Source organism: Mesorhizobium onobrychidis (assembly GCF_024707545.1).
Lineage (GTDB): Bacteria > Pseudomonadota > Alphaproteobacteria > Rhizobiales > Rhizobiaceae > Mesorhizobium > Mesorhizobium onobrychidis.
In genome coordinates this window covers 6503725-6525318 of the sequence record NZ_CP062229.1, presented here as the reverse complement: position 1 = coordinate 6525318, position 21594 = coordinate 6503725, and the positions used below count along the sequence as shown (strand labels likewise).

At 61.5% G+C, this 21594-nt stretch carries 18 protein-coding genes; 15 read left to right on the top strand and 3 right to left on the bottom strand.

Features of this window, described 5'->3' with window-relative positions; all coding sequences use genetic code 11:
* The first annotated feature begins 11 nt into the window (after positions 1 to 11).
* The 13 genes from glmS (at position 12) to IHQ72_RS32170 (ending at position 14418) form a co-directional block, all read left to right on the top strand.
* Positions 12 to 1835, top strand: a complete 1824-nt coding sequence (gene glmS / locus IHQ72_RS32230) for a glutamine--fructose-6-phosphate transaminase (isomerizing) (protein WP_258119779.1) — start codon at positions 12 to 14, stop codon at positions 1833 to 1835.
* Positions 1836 to 2519: 684 nt separating this feature from the next.
* On the top strand, positions 2520 to 4550 hold the full coding sequence (locus tag IHQ72_RS32225; RefSeq protein ID WP_258119777.1) for a conjugal transfer protein TraG: 2031 nt from the start codon (positions 2520 to 2522) through the stop codon (positions 4548 to 4550).
* Positions 4551 to 4665: 115 nt separating this feature from the next.
* A complete protein-coding gene (locus IHQ72_RS32220; protein ID WP_258119775.1) occupies positions 4666 to 5079 on the top strand; it encodes a CopG family transcriptional regulator in 414 nt (137 codons plus the stop codon).
* The gene (gene trbB, locus IHQ72_RS32215) at positions 5076 to 6044 is read left to right on the top strand and encodes a P-type conjugative transfer ATPase TrbB (protein ID WP_258119773.1); all 969 of its coding nucleotides are present in this window, start codon (positions 5076 to 5078) and stop codon (positions 6042 to 6044) included. Before IHQ72_RS32220 ends, trbB begins: the two co-directional genes overlap by 4 nt.
* A 12-nt stretch (positions 6045 to 6056) precedes the next feature.
* Positions 6057 to 6365 (top strand): TrbC/VirB2 family type IV secretion system protein, encoded by a 309-nt coding sequence (locus IHQ72_RS32210; RefSeq protein ID WP_258119771.1) that lies wholly within the window; start codon positions 6057 to 6059, stop codon positions 6363 to 6365.
* Positions 6365 to 6637 carry a VirB3 family type IV secretion system protein gene (locus IHQ72_RS32205; RefSeq protein WP_258119770.1) on the top strand — a complete coding sequence of 91 codons (273 nt, stop codon included), beginning with the start codon at positions 6365 to 6367 and terminating at the stop codon, positions 6635 to 6637. Before IHQ72_RS32210 ends, IHQ72_RS32205 begins: the two co-directional genes overlap by 1 nt.
* Positions 6631 to 9081: a conjugal transfer protein TrbE gene (trbE, locus tag IHQ72_RS32200; protein ID WP_258119769.1), complete on the top strand. Its 2451-nt coding sequence runs from the start codon at positions 6631 to 6633 to the stop codon at positions 9079 to 9081. Before IHQ72_RS32205 ends, trbE begins: the two co-directional genes overlap by 7 nt.
* Positions 9078 to 9803: a P-type conjugative transfer protein TrbJ gene (trbJ, locus tag IHQ72_RS32195; protein WP_258119768.1), complete on the top strand. Its 726-nt coding sequence runs from the start codon at positions 9078 to 9080 to the stop codon at positions 9801 to 9803. Before trbE ends, trbJ begins: the two co-directional genes overlap by 4 nt.
* A gap of 32 nt (positions 9804 to 9835) precedes the next feature.
* Positions 9836 to 11158, top strand: coding sequence for a P-type conjugative transfer protein TrbL (gene trbL / locus IHQ72_RS32190; protein WP_258119767.1), 1323 nt, complete (start codon positions 9836 to 9838; stop codon positions 11156 to 11158).
* Positions 11159 to 11890, top strand: a complete 732-nt coding sequence (gene trbF, locus IHQ72_RS32185; RefSeq protein WP_258119766.1) for a conjugal transfer protein TrbF — start codon at positions 11159 to 11161, stop codon at positions 11888 to 11890.
* Complete coding sequence (trbG, locus tag IHQ72_RS32180; RefSeq protein WP_258119765.1) at positions 11880 to 12908, top strand: P-type conjugative transfer protein TrbG; 1029 nt, start codon at positions 11880 to 11882, stop codon at positions 12906 to 12908. Before trbF ends, trbG begins: the two co-directional genes overlap by 11 nt.
* A gap of 13 nt (positions 12909 to 12921) precedes the next feature.
* On the top strand, positions 12922 to 14136 hold the full coding sequence (locus tag IHQ72_RS32175; RefSeq protein WP_258119764.1) for a TraB/TrbI/VirB10 family type IV secretion system protein: 1215 nt from the start codon (positions 12922 to 12924) through the stop codon (positions 14134 to 14136).
* A 12-nt stretch (positions 14137 to 14148) separates the two neighbouring features.
* Entirely contained in the window at positions 14149 to 14418 is a 270-nt protein-coding gene (locus IHQ72_RS32170; protein WP_258119762.1) for a DUF2274 domain-containing protein, read from the top strand.
* A gap of 435 nt (positions 14419 to 14853) precedes the next feature.
* Here IHQ72_RS32170 and hemN read toward each other — a convergent pair whose 3' ends face one another.
* On the bottom strand, positions 14854 to 16203 hold the full coding sequence (gene hemN / locus IHQ72_RS32165; RefSeq protein WP_258123999.1) for an oxygen-independent coproporphyrinogen III oxidase: 1350 nt from the start codon (positions 16201 to 16203) through the stop codon (positions 14854 to 14856).
* 158 nt (positions 16204 to 16361) lie between these two features.
* Here hemN and IHQ72_RS32160 point away from each other — a divergent pair, with 158 nt between their 5' ends.
* Positions 16362 to 17108, top strand: coding sequence for a Crp/Fnr family transcriptional regulator (locus IHQ72_RS32160; protein ID WP_258119760.1), 747 nt, complete (start codon positions 16362 to 16364; stop codon positions 17106 to 17108).
* A 460-nt stretch (positions 17109 to 17568) separates the two neighbouring features.
* On the opposite strand, the gene IHQ72_RS32155 is transcribed toward IHQ72_RS32160, so the two are convergent.
* Complete coding sequence (locus tag IHQ72_RS32155) at positions 17569 to 17916, bottom strand: translocation/assembly module TamB domain-containing protein (protein WP_258119758.1); 348 nt, start codon at positions 17914 to 17916, stop codon at positions 17569 to 17571.
* Positions 17917 to 17921: 5 nt separating this feature from the next.
* Complete coding sequence (locus IHQ72_RS32150) at positions 17922 to 19850, bottom strand: autotransporter assembly complex protein TamA (protein WP_258119757.1); 1929 nt, start codon at positions 19848 to 19850, stop codon at positions 17922 to 17924.
* Positions 19851 to 19972: 122 nt separating this feature from the next.
* Between IHQ72_RS32150 and ccoN the strand changes: the two genes are divergently transcribed.
* Complete coding sequence (gene ccoN / locus IHQ72_RS32145; RefSeq protein ID WP_258119755.1) at positions 19973 to 21592, top strand: cytochrome-c oxidase, cbb3-type subunit I; 1620 nt, start codon at positions 19973 to 19975, stop codon at positions 21590 to 21592.
* The last annotated feature ends 2 nt before the right edge of the window (positions 21593 to 21594 follow it).

Sequence of the window (21594 nt, the reverse complement as noted above, 5' to 3'; positions counted from 1 at the left end):
CGGAGACGAGCATGTGCGGAATTGTTGGCATCGTCGGGCACCAGCCGGTGTCGGAGCGGTTGGTCGGCGCATTGAAGCGTCTCGAATATCGAGGATATGACTCAGCCGGCGTTGCCACCATCGCCGAGGGCTCGTTGCACTGTCGGCGCGCCAAGGGCAAGCTCCTCAACCTCGAGGCGAGATTGAAGGAAGAGCCGCTGAGTGGCACCATCGGCATCGCACACACGCGCTGGGCAACTCATGGGGCGCCAACTGAGCGCAACGCGCACCCGCACTTTACGGACGGTGTGGCCGTCGTTCATAACGGGATTATCGAGAATTTCGCCGAATTGAAGGACGAACTGGCGGCGGCAGGCGCCAAGTTCCAGACCGACACCGACACCGAGGTCGTCGTGCATCTCTTAGCAGGACACCGCAGGGAGGGCATGGGGCGAGGTGAGGCAATGCATACCATGCTGAAGCGCGTCAGGGGCGCCTACGCGCTTGCCATTCTCTTCGAGGATGATCCGTCGACCATAATGGCGGCGCGCAATGGACCACCGCTGGCGATCGGTCACGGCGATGGCGAAATGTTCCTGGGCTCCGACGCCATCGCGCTTGCTCCCTTCACGAATGCAATCACCTATCTCGTCGACGGTGACTGGGCCGTTATCGGCAAGACAGGCGCCGATATCTTCGATTTCGATGGCCATCCCGTCGAGCGTCCGCGCCAGACTTCAATGGCCGGGGCATACCTGGCCGATAAGCGCAACCATCGCCACTTCATGAAGAAGGAAATTTACGAGCAGCCCGAGGTCATCGCCCGTGCGCTCGGTCACTACATCAACATCGAAGGGAATTCCGTCGATACGGCTTCTTGCATCGATTTCGCCAGCGTCCCGAGCGTGGCGATCTCGGCATGCGGCACCGCCTATCTGGCCGGACTGATCGCAAAATACTGGTTCGAGCGCTATGCGCGCCTGCCGGTCGAAATCGACGTTGCGTCCGAATTCCGGTACCGGGAGATCCCGTTGCCGCCGCAATCGGCGGCTCTTTTCATTTCGCAGTCCGGCGAAACCGCCGATACGCTCGCATCCCTAAGGTACTGCAAGGAGCGTGGGCTGAAAACCGGCGCTGTCGTTAATACCCGCGAATCGACCATCGCTCGGGAGGCCGACGCGGTCTTCCCGATCCTTGCCGGCCCGGAGATCGGCGTCGCCTCCACCAAGGCTTTCACCTGCCAGCTTGCGGTACTTGCCACACTCGCCATTAGCGCTGCCAAGGCCCGTGGAACGGTAACCGAAGATGAGGTGAAGGCGCTCGTCGGGAGCCTTGCCGAAATGCCGTGCATCATGGGCCGGGTACTGAACAGCATCCAGCCAGATATCGAGCTCCTGTCGCGCGAACTGGCAAAGTGTCGTGACGTCCTGTATCTCGGCCGCGGCACCAGTTTCCCACTGGCGATGGAAGGTGCGCTGAAGCTCAAGGAGATTTCCTACATCCATGCTGAAGGCTACGCGGCTGGTGAATTGAAGCATGGTCCAATCGCATTGATAGACGAGAACATGCCAGTGATCGTCATCGCGCCACATGATCGCTTTTTCAACAAAACCGTCTCCAATATGGAGGAGGCGGCCGCCCGTGGAGGGCGGATTATCCTCATAACCGATGAAAAAGGGGCCGCTGCGTCGAAACTCGACACGATGCATACGATCGTACTGCCGGCCGTCGACGAGATTATCGCGCCGATGATCTTCTCGCTTCCGATACAGCTTCTCGCCTACCACACGGCGGTCTTCATGGGCAAAGATGTCGACCAGCCGCGCAATCTCGCGAAATCGGTCACCGTCGAATGATTATGACGCGCTCATAGATGGCGCCAGTCCATCGGAAATACACTTCAACCGGACCAAGTGCGCGTCACCGGCACTTGGATGTCGACGAGACCCAGATCAGGTCCGCGGCCACTGGCCATATCTTTATTGGTCTATCGACATTGTGCGCGACCATCCGAAGTCTTTTTCAGCGAAGGGCGTGACTCGCCGGCGACCGTTCGCATAGCATGTGCTACGTGGGCTCGTCCGAACGCGCGTGTTTCTGCGAGCGTGAGCGTGCACGGACCATTGGCGGCGCTGAACGTTGATGCCTGCGATTGATTAGACCGAAGCAAAAATTGAAGCGGTGTTTGCGATCTAGGAAAACATCGACGAAGTCGAGTTTCTAAAGCGTTCTCTTACCGCAATCGCTTATTCGGGAACAAAACGGCGACATAATCGTCGGACGGCGGCGGTTTGGCTACCAGCGCATCTTGCGGCCATGCTGTAGCCGAGCGACTCTCGGCTACAGGCTGGGTATCCCGGGGGCGAACCGAAGCGGCGCTGTCCCAAGTCTTTGCCGGCGCACCACTGGCCTCTCGCGTTTCCAGTCTGAGCAGTCCCTGCCCATTCCCTCATCGCAACTGATCGTGCGTAGTGTGCATTTCAGTTCATACCGCGCCGCGCGATGCTTGCCCCACACATCCAGAACAGCGGAGCAAGCCAATGACGCCTACGAAGTTGCTGATTGGGCAGATCGCCGTCGTGTTCGCAATCGTCATACTCGGCGTATGGGCGGCCACGCAGTGGTGCGCCCACATGCTGGGCCATCAGTCGCCACTCGGCGCGCCATGGTTAGTCGCGGCTGGCTGGCCGATCTACGAGCCGTGGAAACTGTTCGAATGGTGGTTCCAGTTTGACGCCTATGCGCCCGAGGTCTTTGATAAGGCCGGTGCGCTTGCCGGCGCCAGTGGGTTCATGGGCTGTGCCGCCGCGATCGCCGGCTCGCTCTGGCGCGCGCGACAACTCGGGTCGGTCACCACCTATGGGTCGTCAAGGTGGGCCGCAACGCAGGAGATTGAGACGGCAGGGCTGTTTCAGCCGGCTGGCGTATTCCTAGGCAAGCTGAAGGATCGCTATCTGCGCCATGACGGGCCCGAGCATGTCATGGCCTTTGCCCCAACACGATCAGGCAAGGGCGTGGGACTGGTTGTTCCAACGCTTCTGTCCTGGACCGGCTCGGCTGTCATTCACGACATCAAAGGCGAGAACTGGCAGTTGACGTCCGGCTGGCGGTCGAAGTTCTCCTACTGTCTTCTGTTCAATCCGACCGATCCGAGGTCGGCTCGCTACAACCCGCTGCTGGAGGTACGAAAAGGTCCAGACGAGGTCCGCGACGTCCAGAATATCGCGGACATTCTGGTAGATCCGGAAGGCGCGCTGGAACGGCGAAGCCACTGGGAGAAAACCAGTCACTCACTCTTGGTCGGCGCCATTTTGCATGTGCTCTACGCCGAAGAGGAAAAGACGCTCGCTCGGGTCGCCACCTTCCTGTCGGACCCTCAACGCTCGTTTGCCGCGACACTGCGGCGGATGATGACGACCAACCATCTCGGTGCGGCGGATAAGCCCCAGGTCCATCCTGTCGTGGCCTCGGCAGCTCGCGAGGTATTGAACAAGTCGGAGAACGAGCGTTCAGGCGTTCTTTCGACCGCCATGTCGTTTCTCGGCCTCTATCGCGATCCCACGGTGGCGGCAGCGACATCAGCCTGCGACTGGCGCATTGCCGACCTCCTCGATGCCGAGCGACCGACGTCACTCTATCTGGTCGTGCCGCCATCCGACATCTCGCGCACAAAGCCGCTGGTGCGACTGGTGCTCAATCAGATCGGCAGGCGCCTGACGGAGCGCCTGGAGGGTGATCCAAAAAAGAGCCGGAGGCATCAACTACTCATGATGCTGGACGAGTTTCCGGCACTCGGTCGCCTTGACTTCTTCGAGACCGCGCTCGCCTTCATGGCCGGTTACGGCATCCGCGCCTATCTGATCGCGCAATCCTTGAATCAGATCTCGAAAGCTTATGGCGAAAACAACGCCATTCTCGACAATTGCCATGTGCGGATTGCCTTTTCCTCCAATGACGAGCGCACGGCCAAGCGCATCTCGGACGCACTTGGCACGGCGACGGAACTCAGATCCATGCGCAACTATGCCGGCCATCGGTTGGCGCCCTGGCTCTCGCACGTCATGGTAAGCCGCCAGGAGACCGCCCGGCCACTACTGACGCCAGGCGAGGTGATGCAGCTGCCGCAAACTGATGAACTGGTGTTGGTTTCGGGGTTGCCGCCGATCCGCGCGAAGAAGCTGCGCTACTATCAGGATCAGAATTTCACGGAGCGGGTGTTGCCTTCGCCGGTGCTGCGAAACGGTGCCTATGCGGACCGGCCTATGTCGCGCACCGATGATTGGAGCGGACAGGTGCGCGGCGTCGACCTCCGTCTTGGTGCCGACGATGAAAGCGCCGGCGCAGCGATCGACGACGACGGCGGTGTCCAGCAGCAGCGTCATCCAGGCCTCCCCGAAGAACAAACTGTCACTGCCCAAGCGCCTGATCAGGGCGACCTGTTCAAGCCCATCGACGATGATAGCGAGGTGGTCGCCGACAAGCGCGTCATGGATCGGATTTCCACCGCGGCGCGCGTCTATGGCATCAATGAAGGAATGGGCGACGACAAGGACATCGTGCCCGGCTTCTGAGCTCCGCTGCATAGGCGCATTTCAGCGTAGATAACGGCCATAAGCGATTTCGAGTGTCTGGCCGATGCTCTTTCCGCACCCGGCGCAGCAGCGCCGGCCAGTTGGAATGAGCCGCATGAAGCCGCACCGCATTCGTCATCAGTTTCTGCTTGAGCCCGAATTGAGCGAGAAGCTGGAGAAGCTCAGCCGCAATCCCTCGACGACCAAATCAGCGGTCGTGGCGAAGGCGGTCGAGGCCCTTATCGAGCGGCGTGGGGAGAATGAACTCGACCAGCGCTACGGCAAGAGGCTCGACCGTCTTTCCCGGGACGTCGGACATGTCAGGCGCGATGTCGAGATGATCTTGGAGAGCCTGGCGCTCTTCATCCGCTTTTCGATCACGCTTCATGCTCACACCCCGGTGCCGGACAAGGCGACGCAAGCGATTGCCCAAGAGCGCTTCGATAAATTCGTCGAGCAGGTCGGCCGCCAGATCGCTTCCGGGAAACGGTCGCTTGTTAGCGACAATAGCGGGGAAGGGGAACAATGAGTTCTCATCCGGAAGCCGACCATCGCCGCCGTGCCATGCTGCGCACTGCCATGGGGCCGGCGATCACCGAAGCCCTTGCCGAACCATCCGTCATCGAGGTGATGGTCAATCCCGACGGTGCACTGCGGCTCGACCGGCTGGGCGAGGGTCGAGTCAATACGGGCGTGCATATGCACCCTTCCGAGGCGGAACGCATCATCCGCCTGGTCGCCTCCCATGTGCGGGTCGAGGCGCATGCGGACAATCCGATTGTCAGTGCCGAACTGCCGTCGGGCGAGCGCTTCGAGGGCCTGCTGCCGCCGGTCGTGCTCGCCCCATGTTTTGCCATCCGTAAACCAGCGGCAAAGCTCTACACGCTGGCCGACTATGTCGCGGACCGAATCATGCTGCCGCTGCAGGTCGATGCGCTCAAGAGGGCCGTTCGCGAACGGCGCAACATCCTGGTCGCCGGCGGCACGTCTTCGGGCAAGACAACGCTTGCCAATGCGCTGCTGGCGGAGGTCGCAAAATGTGACGAGCGGGTGATCCTGCTCGAGGACACGCGCGAACTGCAATGCGCAGCGAGAGATTGCGTTGCCTTGAGGACGAGGCGGGGTTCGGTCACACTCGCCGATCTGGTGCGCTCAACGCTGCGGCTCCGACCCGACCGCATCATTGTCGGCGAAGTCCGGGGCGCGGAAGCACTCGACATGCTGAAGGCATGGAATACCGGGCACCCCGGCGGCATCGCCACGGTCCACGCCAATTCGGCCCGCGCCGCCCTCTACCGTATCGAGCAGCTCGCACAGGAAGCAGTTGTCACCGTTCCGCGCCGCCTCATCGCCGATGCCGTCGACCTGATCGTGTTCATCGCGGGGCGCGGCTCGTCGCGTCGCATTGAGGCTATCGCCGAGGTCGGTGGCCTCGACGGCAGCGGCGATTACGCCGTCACCCAACTCACGCTCCCGCAACTTCAGCAATTTTGAAAGGTCACTTCCATGCGCAATAAGCTTCGCGTTTGTTCGTCAGCCGCGCTCGTGTTTCTTCTCACAGCCCAGGCTCATGCGGCTGGCTCCGGGATGCCTTGGGAACAGCCGCTGCAGCAGATCCTGGAGTCGGTGCAGGGACCGGTCGCCAAGATCATCGCGGTGATCATCATCATCACCACCGGCCTGACGCTTGCCTTCGGTGACACGGCAGGCGGCTTCCGCAGGCTGATCCAGATCGTCTTCGGCCTGTCGATCGCCTTCGCGGCATCGAGCTTTTTCCTCTCCTTCTTCTCCTTCGGCGGCGGAGCGCTCGTCTGATGGCGAGCGGACAGCAGCATATCGAGGGCTTTGAAGTTCCCGTTCACCAGGCCCTGACCGAACCGATCCTGCTGGGCGGTGCGCCGCGAGCCGTGGCGATCCTCAATGGCACAGTGGCCGCCGCCATCGGCCTTGGCTTGCAGCAGTGGATTGCCGGGCTGGCGCTTTGGATCGCGGGACACACGCTCGCGGTCTTTGCCGCAAGACGCGATCCGGACTTCGCGGGCGTGCTTGTCCGTCATCTTCGTCAGAAGGGTTGGTTTGGATGCTGAAGCTTTCAGAATACCGCAGCAAAGCCGAAAGGCTTGCCGACCATCTGCCCTGGGCCGCATTGGTCGCGCCAGGCATCGTGCTCAACAAGGACGGCAGCTTTCAGCGGACCTTCCGGTTCCGCGGGCCCGATCTCGAAAGCGCGACGGAAGCGGAACTTGTCGGCATATGCGCGCGGGCGAACAATGCGCTGAGAAGGCTCGGCTCCGGCTGGGCATTGTTCTTTGAGGCCGAGCGCATCGAAGCGCTGGACTATCCGAGCTCGCGTTTTCCCGACGCAGCGTCATGGCTGGTCGACGAAGAACGGCGCGCGGCGTTCGAGGGCAAGGTCGCGCACTTCGAGAGCCGTCATCACCTGACCTTGCTGTTCATGCCGCCGCCGGATGGCCAGGCACGTGCCGAAAGCGCGCTGGTCGATGCGCATCGTTGCGAAGGCGCGAGAGACTGGCATCAGGAGTTGGCGCGGTTCCGTGACGAGACCGACCGGGTTCTGGATCTTCTGTCGGGCTTCATGCCCGAAGTGCGCGTTCTCGACGATGCAGAGACGCTGACTTATCTCCACGGCACAATCTCGACCGGCCGCCATCCAGTGGCCGTGCCAGAAACAACGATGTATCTCGACGGCGTCCTCGTCGATGCGCCGCTTACCGGTGGCTTGGAGCCGATGCTGGGCGACCAGCACCTGCGCACGCTCACAATCCTCGGTTTCCCAAACGTCGCGCGGCCCGGAATCCTCGATGCGCTCAATCATCAGGAATTCGCCTATCGCTGGATGACGCGCTTCATTCCGCTCGGCAAGACGCAAGCCACAAAGACACTGACGCGCTTGCGGCGGCAGTGGTTTGCCAAGCGCAAGTCGATTGCGGCCATCCTGCGCGAGGTCGTGAGCAATGAACCCGTCCCGCTCCTCGACAGCGATGCCGATAACAAGGCACTCGATGCCGACGCAGCACTTCAGGCTTTGGGCGGCGATCACGTCGGCTTCGGCTACCTCACGACAACGGTGACGGTGTGGGACGAGGATCACCAAGCCGCCGCGGAAAAACTTCGCGCGGTCGAACGCATCGTCAACGGCCTCGGCTTCACCACAATCCGTGAAAGCACCAATGCGGTCGAGGCGTGGCTCGGCTCGTTGCCCGGTCATGTCTATGCCAACATTCGCCAGCCGCTCGTTCACACGCTGAACCTTGCCCATCTCATGCCGCTGTCGTCGGTGTGGGCCGGCCCGGCGGCGAACGAGCATCTGGCCAAGATCACCCAGCGGGAGGCCCCGCCGCTTCTGTTTGCCCAGGCCAGCGGGTCGACACCGTTCCGGCTTTCCACCAATGTCGACGATGTCGGCCATATGTTGGTCGTTGGTCCGACCGGTGCCGGCAAGTCGGTTCTGCTTGGCCTGATTGCTCTGCAGTTCCGACGCTATGCCGGCGCGCAGGTGTACGTCTTCGACAAGGGCAATTCCGCGCGTGCCGCAACGCTTGCCATGGGTGGAGAGCACCACGCGCTAGGCGCCGACAGCACGTCTGCCTTTCAGCCGCTGCGTAACATCGACAAGCAGGTTATCTGCACCTGGGCAGCAGAATGGATCACCGGCCTCATTGCCCATGAGAACGTCACCGTTACGCCGGAGGTGAAGGAGGCGATCTGGTCGGCACTGACCAGCCTTGCCACCGCGCCGGCGCAGGAACGTACGCTGACCGGCCTGTCGATCCTGCTTCAGTCCAATGAACTGAAGTCTGCATTGATGCCCTACACGCTGGACGGCCCCTTCGGCCGGCTGCTCGATGCTGATGATGATCGGCTGGCTCTGTCGGATGTGCAGTGTTTCGAGACCGAGGAGTTGATGCATCAGGAAGGCGCCGTTGTGCCGGTGCTCACCTATCTGTTCCACCGGCTCGAGGAGCGCTTCGACGGTCGGCCGACGCTGCTCATGCTCGATGAGGCGTGGGTGTATCTCGACAACCAGCTCTTTGCCGCCCGCATCCGCGAGTGGCTGAAGGTGCTGCGAAAGCGGAACGTGTCGGTTGTCTTCGCGACGCAGTCGCTTGCCGACATTGCAGGCTCTTCGATCGCGCCGGTGATCATCGAGAGCTGTCCACAGCGCATTTTTCTTCCCAATGACCGTGCCGTGGAACCGCAGGCGCGGGCGGCCTACGAGCGCTTCGGTCTGAACGAGCGGCAGATCGAACTGATCGCCCGCGCCACGCCGAAGCGCCATTACTATTTGCAGTCGCGCCGTGGCAACCGTCTCTTCGAACTCGGGCTTGGCCCCATTGCTCTGGCGCTGTGCGGCACTTCCGATCCGGCCACTCAGAGCCTGATCGACACCATCCTGTCCGAGCACGGGCAGGACAGCTTTGCATCGCGTTTCCTGAGCGCACGCGGCCTCGATTGGGCCGCCGAGCTTCTCCGGCAATTCCATCAACCAAACAAGGAGCAATCGTCATGATGCGGCGCCGCCTTCTCACCAGCCTGATCACCGTTTCCCTGATCGCCAAACCGATGGCCGACTACATCCAGCCGGCCTCCGCCCTGATCGTGTTCGATCCGTCGAACTATGCGCAGAACGTGCTGACGGCGGCACGCTCGCTGGAGCAGATCAACAACCAGATTCAGTCGCTGCAAAACCAGGCGACCATGCTGCAGAACATGGCGCGCAACCTTCAGCGTCTGGACTTTTCCTCGGTTGGTCAACTCACCGGCGCGCTCCATCGCGTCGACGGGTTGATGGAGCAGGCGAGCGGGCTGAGCTTTGATCTCGACCAGCTTCAAGACCAGTGGCGCAAGCAATATCCGGAAAGCTACGACGCCGCGATCAAGGTCAGCGACGTGGCGAGCGCCGCGCGCGAGCGCTGGCAGAGCGCGATGCAGGCATTCCGCCAGACCATGGGCGTCCAGTCGCAGATTGTCGAGAACGTCCGTACCGATGGCGACCTGCTGTCCGATCTCGTCAACCGCAGCCAAGGCGCGGCCGGTTCGCTTCAGGCAAGCCAGGCCACCAACCAGCTCATCGCCCTCTCCACCAAGCAGCAGATGCAGATCCAGACGCTGCTCGCGACGCAGTTTCGGGCTGAGGCTGAGGATGCGGCGCGCAAGGCGCAGTCCGAGGAAGCTGCCCGCGAGACCACGCGGCGCTTCCTTGGCTCCGGCACAGCCTATCCCGGCAACTGACAAGCATCTCTTCGAACGAGGAAGGCGGCGGCATGAACGACCTCGGCGTCATTGATCGCTTCATGGAGACCTTCATCCGCTATATTGATAGCGGGTTCGGCCTGCTTTCGGGCGACGTCGCCTTCCTAACTACGATCCTGATCGGCATCGACATCACACTGGCAGGCCTGGCCTGGGCGCTCGGCGGCGAACCCAATGTTCTCGGGCGGCTCACCCGGAAGGTGCTTTATGTCGGCGTCTTCGCCTTCATCCTGAACAATTTCAAGAATCTCTCCGACCTCATCTACCGCTCCTTTGCCGGCCTCGGCATAAACGCCTCATCAGGCACTCTCTCCCCGGACAATCTCCTGCGCCCCGGCCGCATTGCCGCCGCTGGCTTCGAGGGCGCCTGGCCGCTGCTCGATCACGCAAGCCGGCTTCTTGGCTTCCCCGAGTTCTTCGGCAACGCGCTCACCATCTTCGTGCTGCTTGTGGCCTGGTTCCTGGTCATCATCGCCTTCTTCATTCTTTCCATCCAGCTCTTCATTACCATCCTGGAGTTCAAGCTCACGACGCTGGCCGGTTTCATTCTGGTGCCTTTCGCACTCTGGAATCGGTCGGCCTTTCTGGCCGAGCGCGTGCTCGGCAATGTGATCTCATCGGGCATAAAGGTCATGGTGCTCGCCGTCATCGTCGGCATCGGCTCCACGCTCTTCGGCGAGTTCGCTTCCGCGCTGCAAGGCAAGGAGCCGGATCTGGCCGCCGCCATGGCACAGGTGCTTGGCGCGCTGGCCCTGCTTGGGCTTGGCGTCTTCGGGCCGGGGATCGCCTCGGGTCTTGTCTCTGGTGCACCGCAGCTTGGCGCGGGCGCCGCGCTCGGAACCACGGCGGCCGCCGCTGGTGCATCGCTCGTTGCCGGAGGTGCGGCGTTTGCCGGCGCGCGCATGGCAACCGGCGGCAGTCTTGCCGCAGTCCGCGCCGGCACAACCATGGGATCGGCTGCTTCCACGGCTTGGCAGATCGGACGTGCAACCTCGCCCGACTCCGGCCTTTCCGGCGTAGCTGCTGGAATGCACGGCGTCACAAGTGCCGTCGCCGGCGCCGCGATAGGCAGAGCGCGATCAGCTGCCGAACCTGTCAGGCGCAGCGCCGATGCCGGCCGTGAGGTCGCCTGGACTGCGACCGGCGGTACGCCGACCGCGTCAATGACCGGAAGTCCTGCCGCTGCGAGCTCCGACACTGCGCCGACCTGGGCGAGGCGCCTTCGTGCCGAACAGACCGCGCGAGCCCATCGTCACACCGCGATGCAAGCCCTCCGTGAGGGCGATCGGCCGGGCGGCAGCGCCAATCCCTCCCTCAACGATAAGGACGACTAGATGCTCTTCAAGCGACCCGTTCAGCGTTACGGGAAGACACCCGAACCCGTCACACCGTATCAAAAGGCCGGCCAGCTCTGGGATGAGCGTATCGGGTCCGCCCGCGTTCAAGCCAGGAACTGGCGGCTCATGGCCTTCGGCAGCCTGGCACTGGCGATCGGGCTTTCCGGCGGGCTGATGTGGCAATCGATGCAAAGCCGCGACGTTCCCTACGTCGTCGAGGTCGACCGGTTCGGCGAAGCACGCGCCGTCGCACCAGCGATCCAGAACTACGAGCCGTCGGATGCACAAATTGCCTGGCACCTCGGCCGATTCGTTTCGAATGTCCGCGCCATCTCCACCGATCCGGTGCTGGTGCGCCAGAACTGGCTTTCGGCCTACGATTTCGCCACCGACCGTGCCGCTCTTTTCCTCAATGAATACGCAAAGGCGAACGACCCGTTCGGAAAGATCGGTACGCGCAGTGTTTCGGTGCAGGTCACCAGTGTCGTGAGAGCCTCCGACAACTCCTTCCAGGTCAAGTGGGCCGAACAGGTCTATGAGCGCGGCAGCCTTGCCAGCACCAGTCGCTGGACCGCGATCCTTACAGTGGTGATCCGCCCGCCAAGCAATGCAGACCAGCTGCGCCGAAATCCCCTTGGCGTCTTCATCAATGCCATCGACTGGTCGCGCGAACTCGACAGCGCCGCGCCGACACCCGTTTCCCCGAAGGAGTCCGCCAATGAAGAATAAAATGTCCTCGGTCCGTGCCGCGCTGATTCTATCGGCGTCGGCAGCGGTCCTCTGCGCCTGTGCAGCGAAGCCGGTACCGCCACCTCAGATTTCTTATGACGCTGCTGAGTTCAAACCGGCGGCAATTGAAAAGGCCCCGGAAAAGCCGGTCAAGGTCGTCGAGGTGCCAAAGCCCCTGCCGCTACCCGGCCAACTGCAGCCCGAACCGGGCAAAATCGTTGCAGACAAGCGCTCCCCTGAAGAACGTGTCGCAGATGCCAACAAGGCGGCGACGCAGCAGCCCACCAAGTATGGCTATGTCAACGCGGTACAGGTCTATCCCTACACGGAAGGCGCACTTTACCAGCTCTACGCCGCACCCGAGCGCGTCGTCGACATCGCGCTGCAACCAGGCGAGAAACTCTCATCCGTCTCGGCCGGCGACACGGTGCGCTGGGTGATTGGCGACACCGTCAGTGGATCCGGCGACAACCAGCGAACCCATGTGCTGGTGAAGCCCTTCGCATCGGGGCTCAGCACCAATCTGGTCATCAGCACCAACCGGCGGACCTATCACCTGCAGCTTCAAAGCACGGAAAAGACGGCTATGGCGGCGATTTCCTGGACCTACAGCGAGGACCAGATCATCGCGCTTCGCCGGAGCAACGCTCAAGCCGAGGCAGCCATGCCGGTGGCGTCGAATCTGGCGCTCGAGAATATCCGCTTCCGCTATTCGATCGCTGGCGACTCGCCGCCTTGGAGGCCGACGCGTGCCTTCGACGATGGCAGCAAGGTCTATATCGAATTCCCGCGCCGCATCGATCAGGGCGAGGCGCCGCCGCTTTTCGTCGTCGGAGCTGACGGAGACAGCCAGCTCGTCAATTACCGCATGCGCGGCAACTATTACATCGTCGATCGCCTCTTTGCCGCGGCCGAACTGCGGCTCGGCGCCAAGCAGCAGCAGGTGGTCCGCATCACCAGAACTGACGGCCGGCAACCGCCCCGGCGGATAGCACTTTTTGCGCGTTCCGGCAGGTGAGGGGGAAGCGCTCATGACCGATACTTCCCACTCCAATGCTCCGCCGAAACTCGATCCCGAACAGCTGCAGTTACGGGCCTCACCCCGTCGTGCGGTGCGGTTCAAGCGCGGTGTTATCATCGCGATCGCTGCACTTGGATCCAGCGCCATATTCGGCGTCACTATCCTGGCGTTGCAGGGACCGGCACTGCGCATCAAAGAGCAGGCGGAAGAGCTTTACAACACCCAGCGCAAGCCAACCGCCGAGGGACTTGAAACGCTTCCAAGAGACTATTCCGGCATGAAGCCGAACGCGCCTGTGCTCGGCCCGCCATTACCAGGCGATCTGGGTCGGCCGATCCTCGAACGCCAGCGCCAGCTCGGCATCGCGCCGGGGCACGAGATTTCCGACGAGGAACAGCGCCTTGCTCATCAGGCGATTGAGGCACGTGAATCGCAAGTCTTTTTTTCGGTCGAGAATCGATCCCGGCAGATAGACGTCGCCGGCAGTGGGCAGGATGTGCAGAGGCCAATTGAGCCGCTTCGGCAATCCGATGCCGCACGCGCGTCGGCTTCCGTTGCCCCGGCCGAGAGCGACCAGAACAATCAGCAGCGCAAGCTCGATTTTATCAGCCAGCGGAACACAAGCGGGATCTACAACCCGCATTCCTTGCAGACGCCGGCTTCGCCGTATCAGCTGATGGCCGGCAGCGTGATCGCAGCAAGCCTGATCACCGGCATCAATTCCGACGTGCCCGGCCTCGTCGTCGCACAGGTCACCGAGAATGTGCACGACACGGTCACCGGCAGTATCTTGCTTATCCCACAGGGGTCTCGCCTGATCGGCACCTATGACAGCGTTGTCGCCTTCGGGCAAAGACGCGCGCTGCTGGTCTGGCAACGCATTTTGCTGCCCGACGGCTCGTCAATCGAAATCGACAATCTGCCCGCGACAGACACTGCCGGCTATGCTGGCCTTGAGGACAAGGTGGATTTCCACACCTGGCAGCTGATCAAGGGAGTTGCATTAGCCACATTGCTTGGCGTCGGCACGGAATTGAGCCTCGGGGAAGACGAAAGCGATCTGGTGAAGGCAATCCGCGAATCCGCCCAGCAGAACGTCAGTCGGGCCGGCCAGCGCATCACCGAAAAGAACCTCAATATTCAACCCACCATCACCGTCCGCCCCGGTTGGCCGCTGCGCGTTGTCGTACACAAGGATCTCGTGCTGCGGGAGTACCCGAGTTGAACAGGAGTAGTCATGGCCAACCTGAAATTGGGAAAGCTTCCAGACCGGACGCCTTCCAAGATCACTATCACCGTTAGCGCGGATCTGAGCCAAGCGCTCCAGGACTATGCGGCGCTTTACCGGGAGACCTACGGCGAGTCGGAAACGGTGGCCGAACTCATTCCATTTATGCTGGCGGGGTTTCTGGAAGGCGACCGAGCGTTTGCCAAGGCCAGAAAAGAAGGTTTGACGGCCAACATACCGGACAGGCCCCAAAGCCTGGGAGGCTCAGATTCCGAGTAATCGAGGCAGAGAGTTGGTAAGTCCACCCATGGCTCGCCACCCGATCGCCGGGTGTCCATCTACTCTATCGCTAGAGGAACACGAATCCTGTCTGGCTGTCGCGGCCTAGCGTGTCGTGCCGAAGCCAGGCACCGGGGTATACCAAGGATGCGGAGTAACACTGCGTCGATGTCATCATCGGCAGCACGTAGATGCTGCGCATCAGTTTAACTTTGCCCGTCTTCGATTGGAAATGGCTGTGCCTTGTCGTTCGTTTCCCCAACGAGAGAGAGACCTTAACTTTCGTATCTTCAGGTACGCGGACGATAGCGTCGCCTATGGCGAACGACTTTCCCATCAGGTTCTGAACGCGTCTTGTTGCTAAGTCGCCAATGGCTAGTCAAACGTCGAGCAGTCGGTTCGCGACCGACTCAAACCGCGACCGCACCATCTGGCTCAAACCGCGACCGAGTGCCTGGCCGTTCCGCTTTGGAAATGTTTGTCGAACTTGGCCGCGATGCTTCGGACGAAGGGGCGACTTTCAGCCGGCACGACGAAACTGTCGCCATCGAGTTCAAGCAATCGAACGGGATCGTGGAGGGCCATGGTACTTGACTGAAGAAGGAGCTTCTGGCCGGCTTTGCCGAAGCGCTCCACCAGATCCACTGCCGAGAAGGCGAAATCACACATCAGCCTTTCGATGATCCAGCCGCGAACGCGGTCGTCGTCGGAAAGCGCGATACCCCGGACAGTCGCCAGCCCGCCATGCGCAACCATGCCTTCGTACTCGGCGGTTGTAGTCTTGTTCTGTACGTAGCCCTGGCGAAAACGTCCGATGGACGAGGGGCCAAGTCCGATCAAAGTCTCGCAGCGATCCTCGGTGTAGCCCTGAAAATTGCGACGCAAAGCCCCTGCGCGGGACGCTATCGCCAAGGCACCGCCCGGCTTGGCAAAATGATCGAGCCCAATTGTTTCATATCCCTTATCCATAATCGCTCGCGCAGCGAGTTGCGATTGGACGAACCGCTCAGCAGGGCCCGGCAGCCACACTTCGTCGATCATCGTGTGGTGCTTCTTAAACCAGGGCACATGCGCGTAGCCGAACAACGCCATCCTGTCCGGTTCCAGGGTCAGCGCCTGCGCTAGGGTGGAACAGACGCTCTCCCTGGTCTGGTGCGGCAAGCCGTAGAGCAGGTCCAGATTCACAGAACCGACCCCGCGGGAGCGAACTCCGTCGACGACAGCCTTCGTCTGCAAAAAGCTTTGCTCGCGGTTGATTGCCTTTTGCACTTTTGGATCGAAATCCTGGACGCCGAGACTCGCCCTGGTCATGCCGATTCCGGCGAGCGCATCAAGACGCGCCTCATCCATCTCGTTTGGATCGATCTCGACGCTGATTTTCGTATCCGAGACAAAATCGAAGCTGTCGCGCAAAAACGTGCCAAGAGCCACCATGTCCCCGGGCTTCAGCATGGTGGGCGAACCGCCGCCGAAGTGGACTGCGCGGACATGCCCCTTGCTGCTGACGAGACCCGCAACCGTCGCGATCTCCGCTTTTAGCGACCGCAGATAGGCGGCCACCGGCTCATAGTGACGCGTCTGCTTGGTATGACACGCACAGAACCAGCACAGTCTGTCGCAATAGGGGATGTGCAGATAAAGCGAGATCTCGCCGCCACTTTCGAGTGCCTCCAGCCAGTCGCGATAAACGGCGGCATCGACACCTGCGTGAAAATGCGGCGCAGTCGGATAACTGGTATAGCGCGGGACGTTCTCGCCAATCCTGGCAGCTAATGCCGATTGCATGTCCTTGTCCACCGTGTTTGCATCGCTGGAACTCTGGACGCATTGGTGAGCCAAATCCCTGACTTCGATCAAACCACGAGCAAGGACAAACTGCCGCAAGGATTTCTCTACCCTAGATTGGTATCCTGCCGGCAATTGGGATCGGGTGGAGCGAGCGCATGACAGTACGGCAAGACATTCATACTTCCGGCATTCCCGTTCTTTGCCTCTCATGCGAGGCACGGCGTCGCGGCGTCTGCGGTGCGCTCGATCCAGATAATTTGGTTGGGCTCGCCAAGACTTGCTCTCGGCGCCAGATCGAGTCAGGAGTGGAACTGATCGGCGACGCACAGGCGGTCGACAGCTATTCGAACGTGCTTTCAGGCGTGGTGAAGCTGACAAAGAGCCTTTCGGATGGGCGCCAGCAGATCGTCGGTCTCCAGTTTGCACCGGATTTTGTGGGACGTCCTTTTAAGGTGGAAAGCTCGATCAATGCGGAAGCGGTGACAGCTGTCACGCTGTGCTCGTTTCCAAGGGCAGCCGTCGAACGGATGATGAAGAAGTCGCCGGAATTCGAGCATCGCCTGCTCAAGCAGACGCTGAATGAACTCGATGAAGCACGCGAGTGGATGGTGACGTTGGGGCGCAAGACCGCATCGGAAAAGGTGGCGAGTTTTCTCCTCATGATCGCTCGGAATATGGATTCCAGTGTTGACCCGGCAGCCAGGTCAGCGTCCTTCGATCTGCCGCTGACGCGTGCCGAGATCTCTGATTTCCTCGGAATTACGAACGAGACTGTGACCCGGCAGCTGACGCGATTGCGGGCTGACGGCGTGATCCGGATCGAGAACACACGCCATGTGATGGTGGACAGCATGAGCCGGCTGGAGCAGCGCTGTGGCGGCCTAGGCGCGCGGCAACCCTAACCCGCGAGGCCCACGTCGCTTATTCGGGTCCGCGGCAGGACATGTTCGCGTTCTATGCGTGTCGCCGCCAGCCTTCGATGGAGCCGCGTAGCACGATCGCAACAGCCTTCCGCGCTTTCTAACGGATCACAATGACCATGCTAGGGTGGCCAACGCGTAACCGGCCGGTGGAGGCAAGATTGCCGCTCTGCAGACGTTGCCTCATCCACATCGCCCGCGATCGCCTCTACGCCCGACCCGGTGACCGAAACGACGATGCGGAGGCGCATCCGGCTGACCGAACAGATCGCGATGACGCCGCCGGCCGGCTCCGACGTCTTGAGATTATGCGAACTTGCTGTCCGCCGGCGAAAAACGGACGTTCGCATCATCATTGCCTTGCTTGCCGTGTTGGCGGGTGACGTTGAGCACCGTCTCGACCGTCAGCGGCGCGGCTTCGGCGCCGGTGGCTGCGTACCGATCACCGGCCGAGGTGCGAGTTCGATGCGCTCGGCCGCGGGCAATCAGCACTGAAGTTCTTGGACAGCAGCGCCAGCGGCGACCAATCGACGGCCACCTTGCGCGCCACCAGCCAGGCGCCCTGGCGATCCTCCAGCACCACATGGTCGACCGTCAGCGCGCCGGACCAGATGCCGTCGATGCCGCTGACCGTGACCTTCCGGTCATCGGTCGACGCCACGGTCGAGATGATGCCGGCGAGGTTGGCGCGGCCGCGCTCGGTCTTGGTCAGCACGACGAGCGCACCGACCACCGCCGCCACCACGATGAGCAGCGTGAAAAGGACAATGCGGAGGATGCGCTTGACCATTGTCATCAGAACGCCTGGCCGATGCCGGCATAGATGCCGAAATGCGGGTCATCGGGACCCCGGTTGAGCGGCACCGCCGCATCGATGCGCAGCGGTCCGAACGGCGTAATATAGCGCAGGCCGACGCCGGCGCCGACCTGAATGTCGGAAAAATCCGGGAACTGCTTGGTCGAGACCGTGCCGGCATCGACGAACGGCACGACGCCGATCGTGTCGGTGATGGCGATGCGCATCTCGACCGAGGTCTCGAAGAAGGACAGCCCGCCGATCGGCTCTCCGTGGGCGTCCTTCGGACCGATGCCCTGATAGGCATAACCGCGCACCGAGCCGCCGCCGCCGGAATAGAAGCGCCGGTCGGCCAGAACATCCTGAAGGCCGGCACCGATGATCGAGCCGATGGCGACACGTTCGGCCAAGACGAACTTCGAGGCCGCATAGAGCGACTGATATGCCGATCCTTCGCCTCTTAGCTTGACGAAGGCCGCACCGTTCAAAATGTCGTAGCTCGGCTCGGCATAGGCCAGCGCCCTGAATCCGGTCGTCGGGTTCAGCCGGTTGTCGCGGTTGTCATAGACATATCGCAGCGGAACGCTGGCAATCAGATAGGTGTGCTTGCCGAAAGAATCGGTGATCTTCGAATAGTCGAGCGCGACTTCGGCGGAAACCGTCTGCTGCTTGTCGAGTTCATAAGACAGGCCGGTGTTGCCCTTGACCGAGAAATTGTCGTAGGCGTCGGGATGCTCTAATACGGTGCTGACGCCGGCGAAGAATTTCGACGCCGGCCCGACCATGCCCGGCTTTTCGAACATGATGCCGGCATTGTAGTTCAGCTCGGTCAGTTCGTTGCTGCCGATGCCGCTGATTTCACCCTCGATGCGCAGTTTTTCGGCACGGCCGAACAGATTGCGGTGACCCCAATAGCCTTCGAGGCCGAGCCCCTCGGTGTTGGAGAAGGTACCGCCAAGGCCGAAATAGCGCGGCTTGCGCTCGCTTACTTCGACGCCGATCGGGATGTTGCCGTCGGCGTCGAGACCGTCGGCCTCCTTCAGCGTCACGCTGTTGAAGACTTCCAGCCCGAGCAGACGGTCGCGCGCTTCGTCGATCTCTTCCGGCGAATATTGGCGGCCGCGCTTCAGGCCGGTCATATATTCGGTGAAATCGCGGTCGACCTTTTCGGTGCCCTCGACCGTGGTGTCGCCGTAGCCGGCAACCGGCCCGGCCGCCACGGTCAGCGTTACGTCGAGCGTCGAGGTGGCGTGGTCGGCGACGATCTCGCGGTCCGTCACCTTGGCCAGCGGCCTGCCTTCCTCTTTGAGCGCCCGCACGATCGACGCCTCGGCCTTGAGCACGGCACCGGAACCGGCATCGCCGCCGGCGATCAGGCCGAAATCGGCGCCCGCCAGCCCCGCCGCATCGCCCTCCAGCCTGATGTCGCCAAGCGTGAATTTCGGCCCGGTCGCAATGTTGATCACCACCGGGATCGGCTGCGGACCCGAAAATTCGGCGTCAGGCGGCAAATCGTCGAGCGGCTTGCCTTCGATGGTGATGGTGACGACGCCCTCGTAGCGGGCGTCCGCGTAAAGTGCGGCGACAAGCTGATCGCGGTCGGCACGCGCCTTGGCCAGCAGGCCGAGCGAACCGGAGACCGGACGTTCTTCGTCGTCCTTCAGCGCCGAGGCGTTTTCGAGTTTTTCGGCGAGATCCTCGTCGGCGTCGGGCGCCTCTATGGTCACCGCATAGCGCAGCGGATCGACGATGTCGGCATCTTCATCTTCCGACGATCCCCACAGCTTGATGCCGAAGATCTCGAAAGCGGCCGCATTTCCGCTCGCGCCAACCAGTGCAGTCGAGCATAGCAAGGCGGAAAGCAAGGCGAGCGAAAACACGCGCCGTGGCGCGGTTCCTCCCGACATCTGCCTTTCATACGCCGACATTAGGTCAACCTAGCTGCCGAAAAATCTTGCGGCCCTGACATGGGTCAGGGCGAACAGGCGGCGGCTGCGCAATGAGTGCACAGTGGATTTGGCGCTCACCGGATTCGAGATCGGGACCTGCGATGAAATTCGGCACAGAGATCGTCCTTCTAAGCCTGGTTGCTTTTGCGGCCCTGGTGGCTGCCGGCTTCGGGGTGGACGAACCTTTTCGGCAGCATATGTTGGTGCTGCTCATCGTGCTGCTTGGCTTTATCGCCATTCTTCTTCGGAACACGAGCTTCGCAGCGCCTGCTGCAATCGACCCATCCGCCTATATGGATGGGCCGATCCGCTACGGTGCAATCGCCACTATGTTCTGGGGCGTGGTGGGAATGCTGGTCGGCGTCGTCATCGCGCTGCAGCTTGCCTACCCGGATCTCAACATCGAGCCCTGGTTCAACTTCGGCCGCTTGCGGCCGCTGCATACATCCGGCGTGGTTTTCGCTTTCGGCGGCAATGCGCTGCTTTGCACGTCGCTCTACGTAGTTCAGCGCACCTGCCGCGCCAGGCTGTTCGGCGGCGATCTCGCCTGGTTCGTGTTCTGGGGCTATCAGCTGTTCATCGTTATGGCTGCGACGGGCTATCTGCTCGGTATCACCGAGAGCCGCGAATATGCCGAGCCCGAATGGTATGTAGACCTGTGGCTGACCATCGTCTGGGTCGCCTACCTGGTCCTGTTCCTCGGCACCATCCTGAAGCGCAAGGAACCGCACATCTACGTCGCCAACTGGTTCTACCTATCCTTCATCGTGACGATCGCGATGCTGCATGTGATCAACAATCTGTCGATGCCCGTCTCGTTTGTGGGTTCGAAGAGCTATTCAGCCTTCTCCGGCGTCCAGGATGCCTTGACGCAGTGGTGGTACGGCCACAATGCCGTCGGCTTCTTTCTCACCGCCGGCTTCCTCGGCATGATGTATTATTTCGTGCCCAAGCAGGCCAACCGGCCTGTCTATTCCTATCGCCTGTCGATTATCCACTTCTGGGCGCTGATCTTTCTATATATTTGGGCTGGCCCGCATCACCTGCACTATACCGCCTTGCCCGACTGGGCCCAGACGCTCGGCATGGCGTTCTCGATCATGCTTTGGATGCCCTCCTGGGGTGGCATGATCAACGGTCTGATGACGCTCTCCGGCGCCTGGGACAAGCTGCGGACGGACCCGATCATCCGCATGATGGTGATGGCCATAGCCTTCTATGGCATGTCGACGTTTGAAGGCCCGATGATGTCGATCAAGACGGTCAATTCGCTATCGCACTACACCGACTGGACCATCGGGCACGTGCACTCCGGCGCGCTCGGTTGGGTAGGCATGATCTCGTTCGGCGCGATCTATTTTATGGTGCCCAAGTTGTGGAACCGCGACCGGCTCTATTCGCTGCGGCTGGTGAACTGGCACTTCTGGCTGGCGACCCTGGGGATCGTCGTCTACGCGGCGGCGATGTGGGTCTCTGGCGTCATGCAGGGCCTGATGTGGCGCGAATACGACGAGCAGGGCTTCCTGGTCTTCTCCTTCGCCGAAACTGTGGCCGCCATGCATCCCTACTACATCATGCGTGCCATCGGCGGCGCGATGTACCTGTCCGGCGCCCTGATCATGGCATGGAATGTCACCATGACAATCCTCGGCTACCAACGCGAGGAGGAACCGATGCCGCGTCCTATCGCCGCCGTCCGACCAGCGCGATCAGGAGCCTGAAA

Bases quoted from the DNA above. Each gene is read 5' to 3' on its own strand.
- IHQ72_RS32210 (WP_258119771.1), top strand. From the start codon at position 6,057: ATGCGCAATAAGCTTCGCGTTTGTTCGTCAGCCGCGCTCGTGTTTCTT.
- trbL (WP_258119767.1), top strand. From the start codon at position 9,836: ATGAACGACCTCGGCGTCATTGATCGCTTCATGGAGACCTTCATCCGC.
- IHQ72_RS32160 (WP_258119760.1), top strand. From the start codon at position 16,362: ATGACAGTACGGCAAGACATTCATACTTCCGGCATTCCCGTTCTTTGC.
- trbJ (WP_258119768.1), top strand. From the start codon at position 9,078: ATGATGCGGCGCCGCCTTCTCACCAGCCTGATCACCGTTTCCCTGATC.
- IHQ72_RS32170 (WP_258119762.1), top strand. From the start codon at position 14,149: ATGGCCAACCTGAAATTGGGAAAGCTTCCAGACCGGACGCCTTCCAAG.
- IHQ72_RS32205 (WP_258119770.1), top strand. From the start codon at position 6,365: ATGGCGAGCGGACAGCAGCATATCGAGGGCTTTGAAGTTCCCGTTCAC.
- trbB (WP_258119773.1), top strand. From the start codon at position 5,076: ATGAGTTCTCATCCGGAAGCCGACCATCGCCGCCGTGCCATGCTGCGC.
- glmS (WP_258119779.1), top strand. From the start codon at position 12: ATGTGCGGAATTGTTGGCATCGTCGGGCACCAGCCGGTGTCGGAGCGG.
- IHQ72_RS32225 (WP_258119777.1), top strand. From the start codon at position 2,520: ATGACGCCTACGAAGTTGCTGATTGGGCAGATCGCCGTCGTGTTCGCA.
- trbE (WP_258119769.1), top strand. From the start codon at position 6,631: ATGCTGAAGCTTTCAGAATACCGCAGCAAAGCCGAAAGGCTTGCCGAC.
- trbG (WP_258119765.1), top strand. From the start codon at position 11,880: ATGAAGAATAAAATGTCCTCGGTCCGTGCCGCGCTGATTCTATCGGCG.
- trbF (WP_258119766.1), top strand. From the start codon at position 11,159: ATGCTCTTCAAGCGACCCGTTCAGCGTTACGGGAAGACACCCGAACCC.
- IHQ72_RS32150 (WP_258119757.1), bottom strand. From the start codon at position 19,850: ATGTCGGCGTATGAAAGGCAGATGTCGGGAGGAACCGCGCCACGGCGC.
- IHQ72_RS32155 (WP_258119758.1), bottom strand. From the start codon at position 17,916: ATGGTCAAGCGCATCCTCCGCATTGTCCTTTTCACGCTGCTCATCGTG.
- hemN (WP_258123999.1), bottom strand. From the start codon at position 16,203: ATGCAATCGGCATTAGCTGCCAGGATTGGCGAGAACGTCCCGCGCTAT.
- ccoN (WP_258119755.1), top strand. From the start codon at position 19,973: ATGAAATTCGGCACAGAGATCGTCCTTCTAAGCCTGGTTGCTTTTGCG.
- IHQ72_RS32220 (WP_258119775.1), top strand. From the start codon at position 4,666: ATGAAGCCGCACCGCATTCGTCATCAGTTTCTGCTTGAGCCCGAATTG.
- IHQ72_RS32175 (WP_258119764.1), top strand. From the start codon at position 12,922: ATGACCGATACTTCCCACTCCAATGCTCCGCCGAAACTCGATCCCGAA.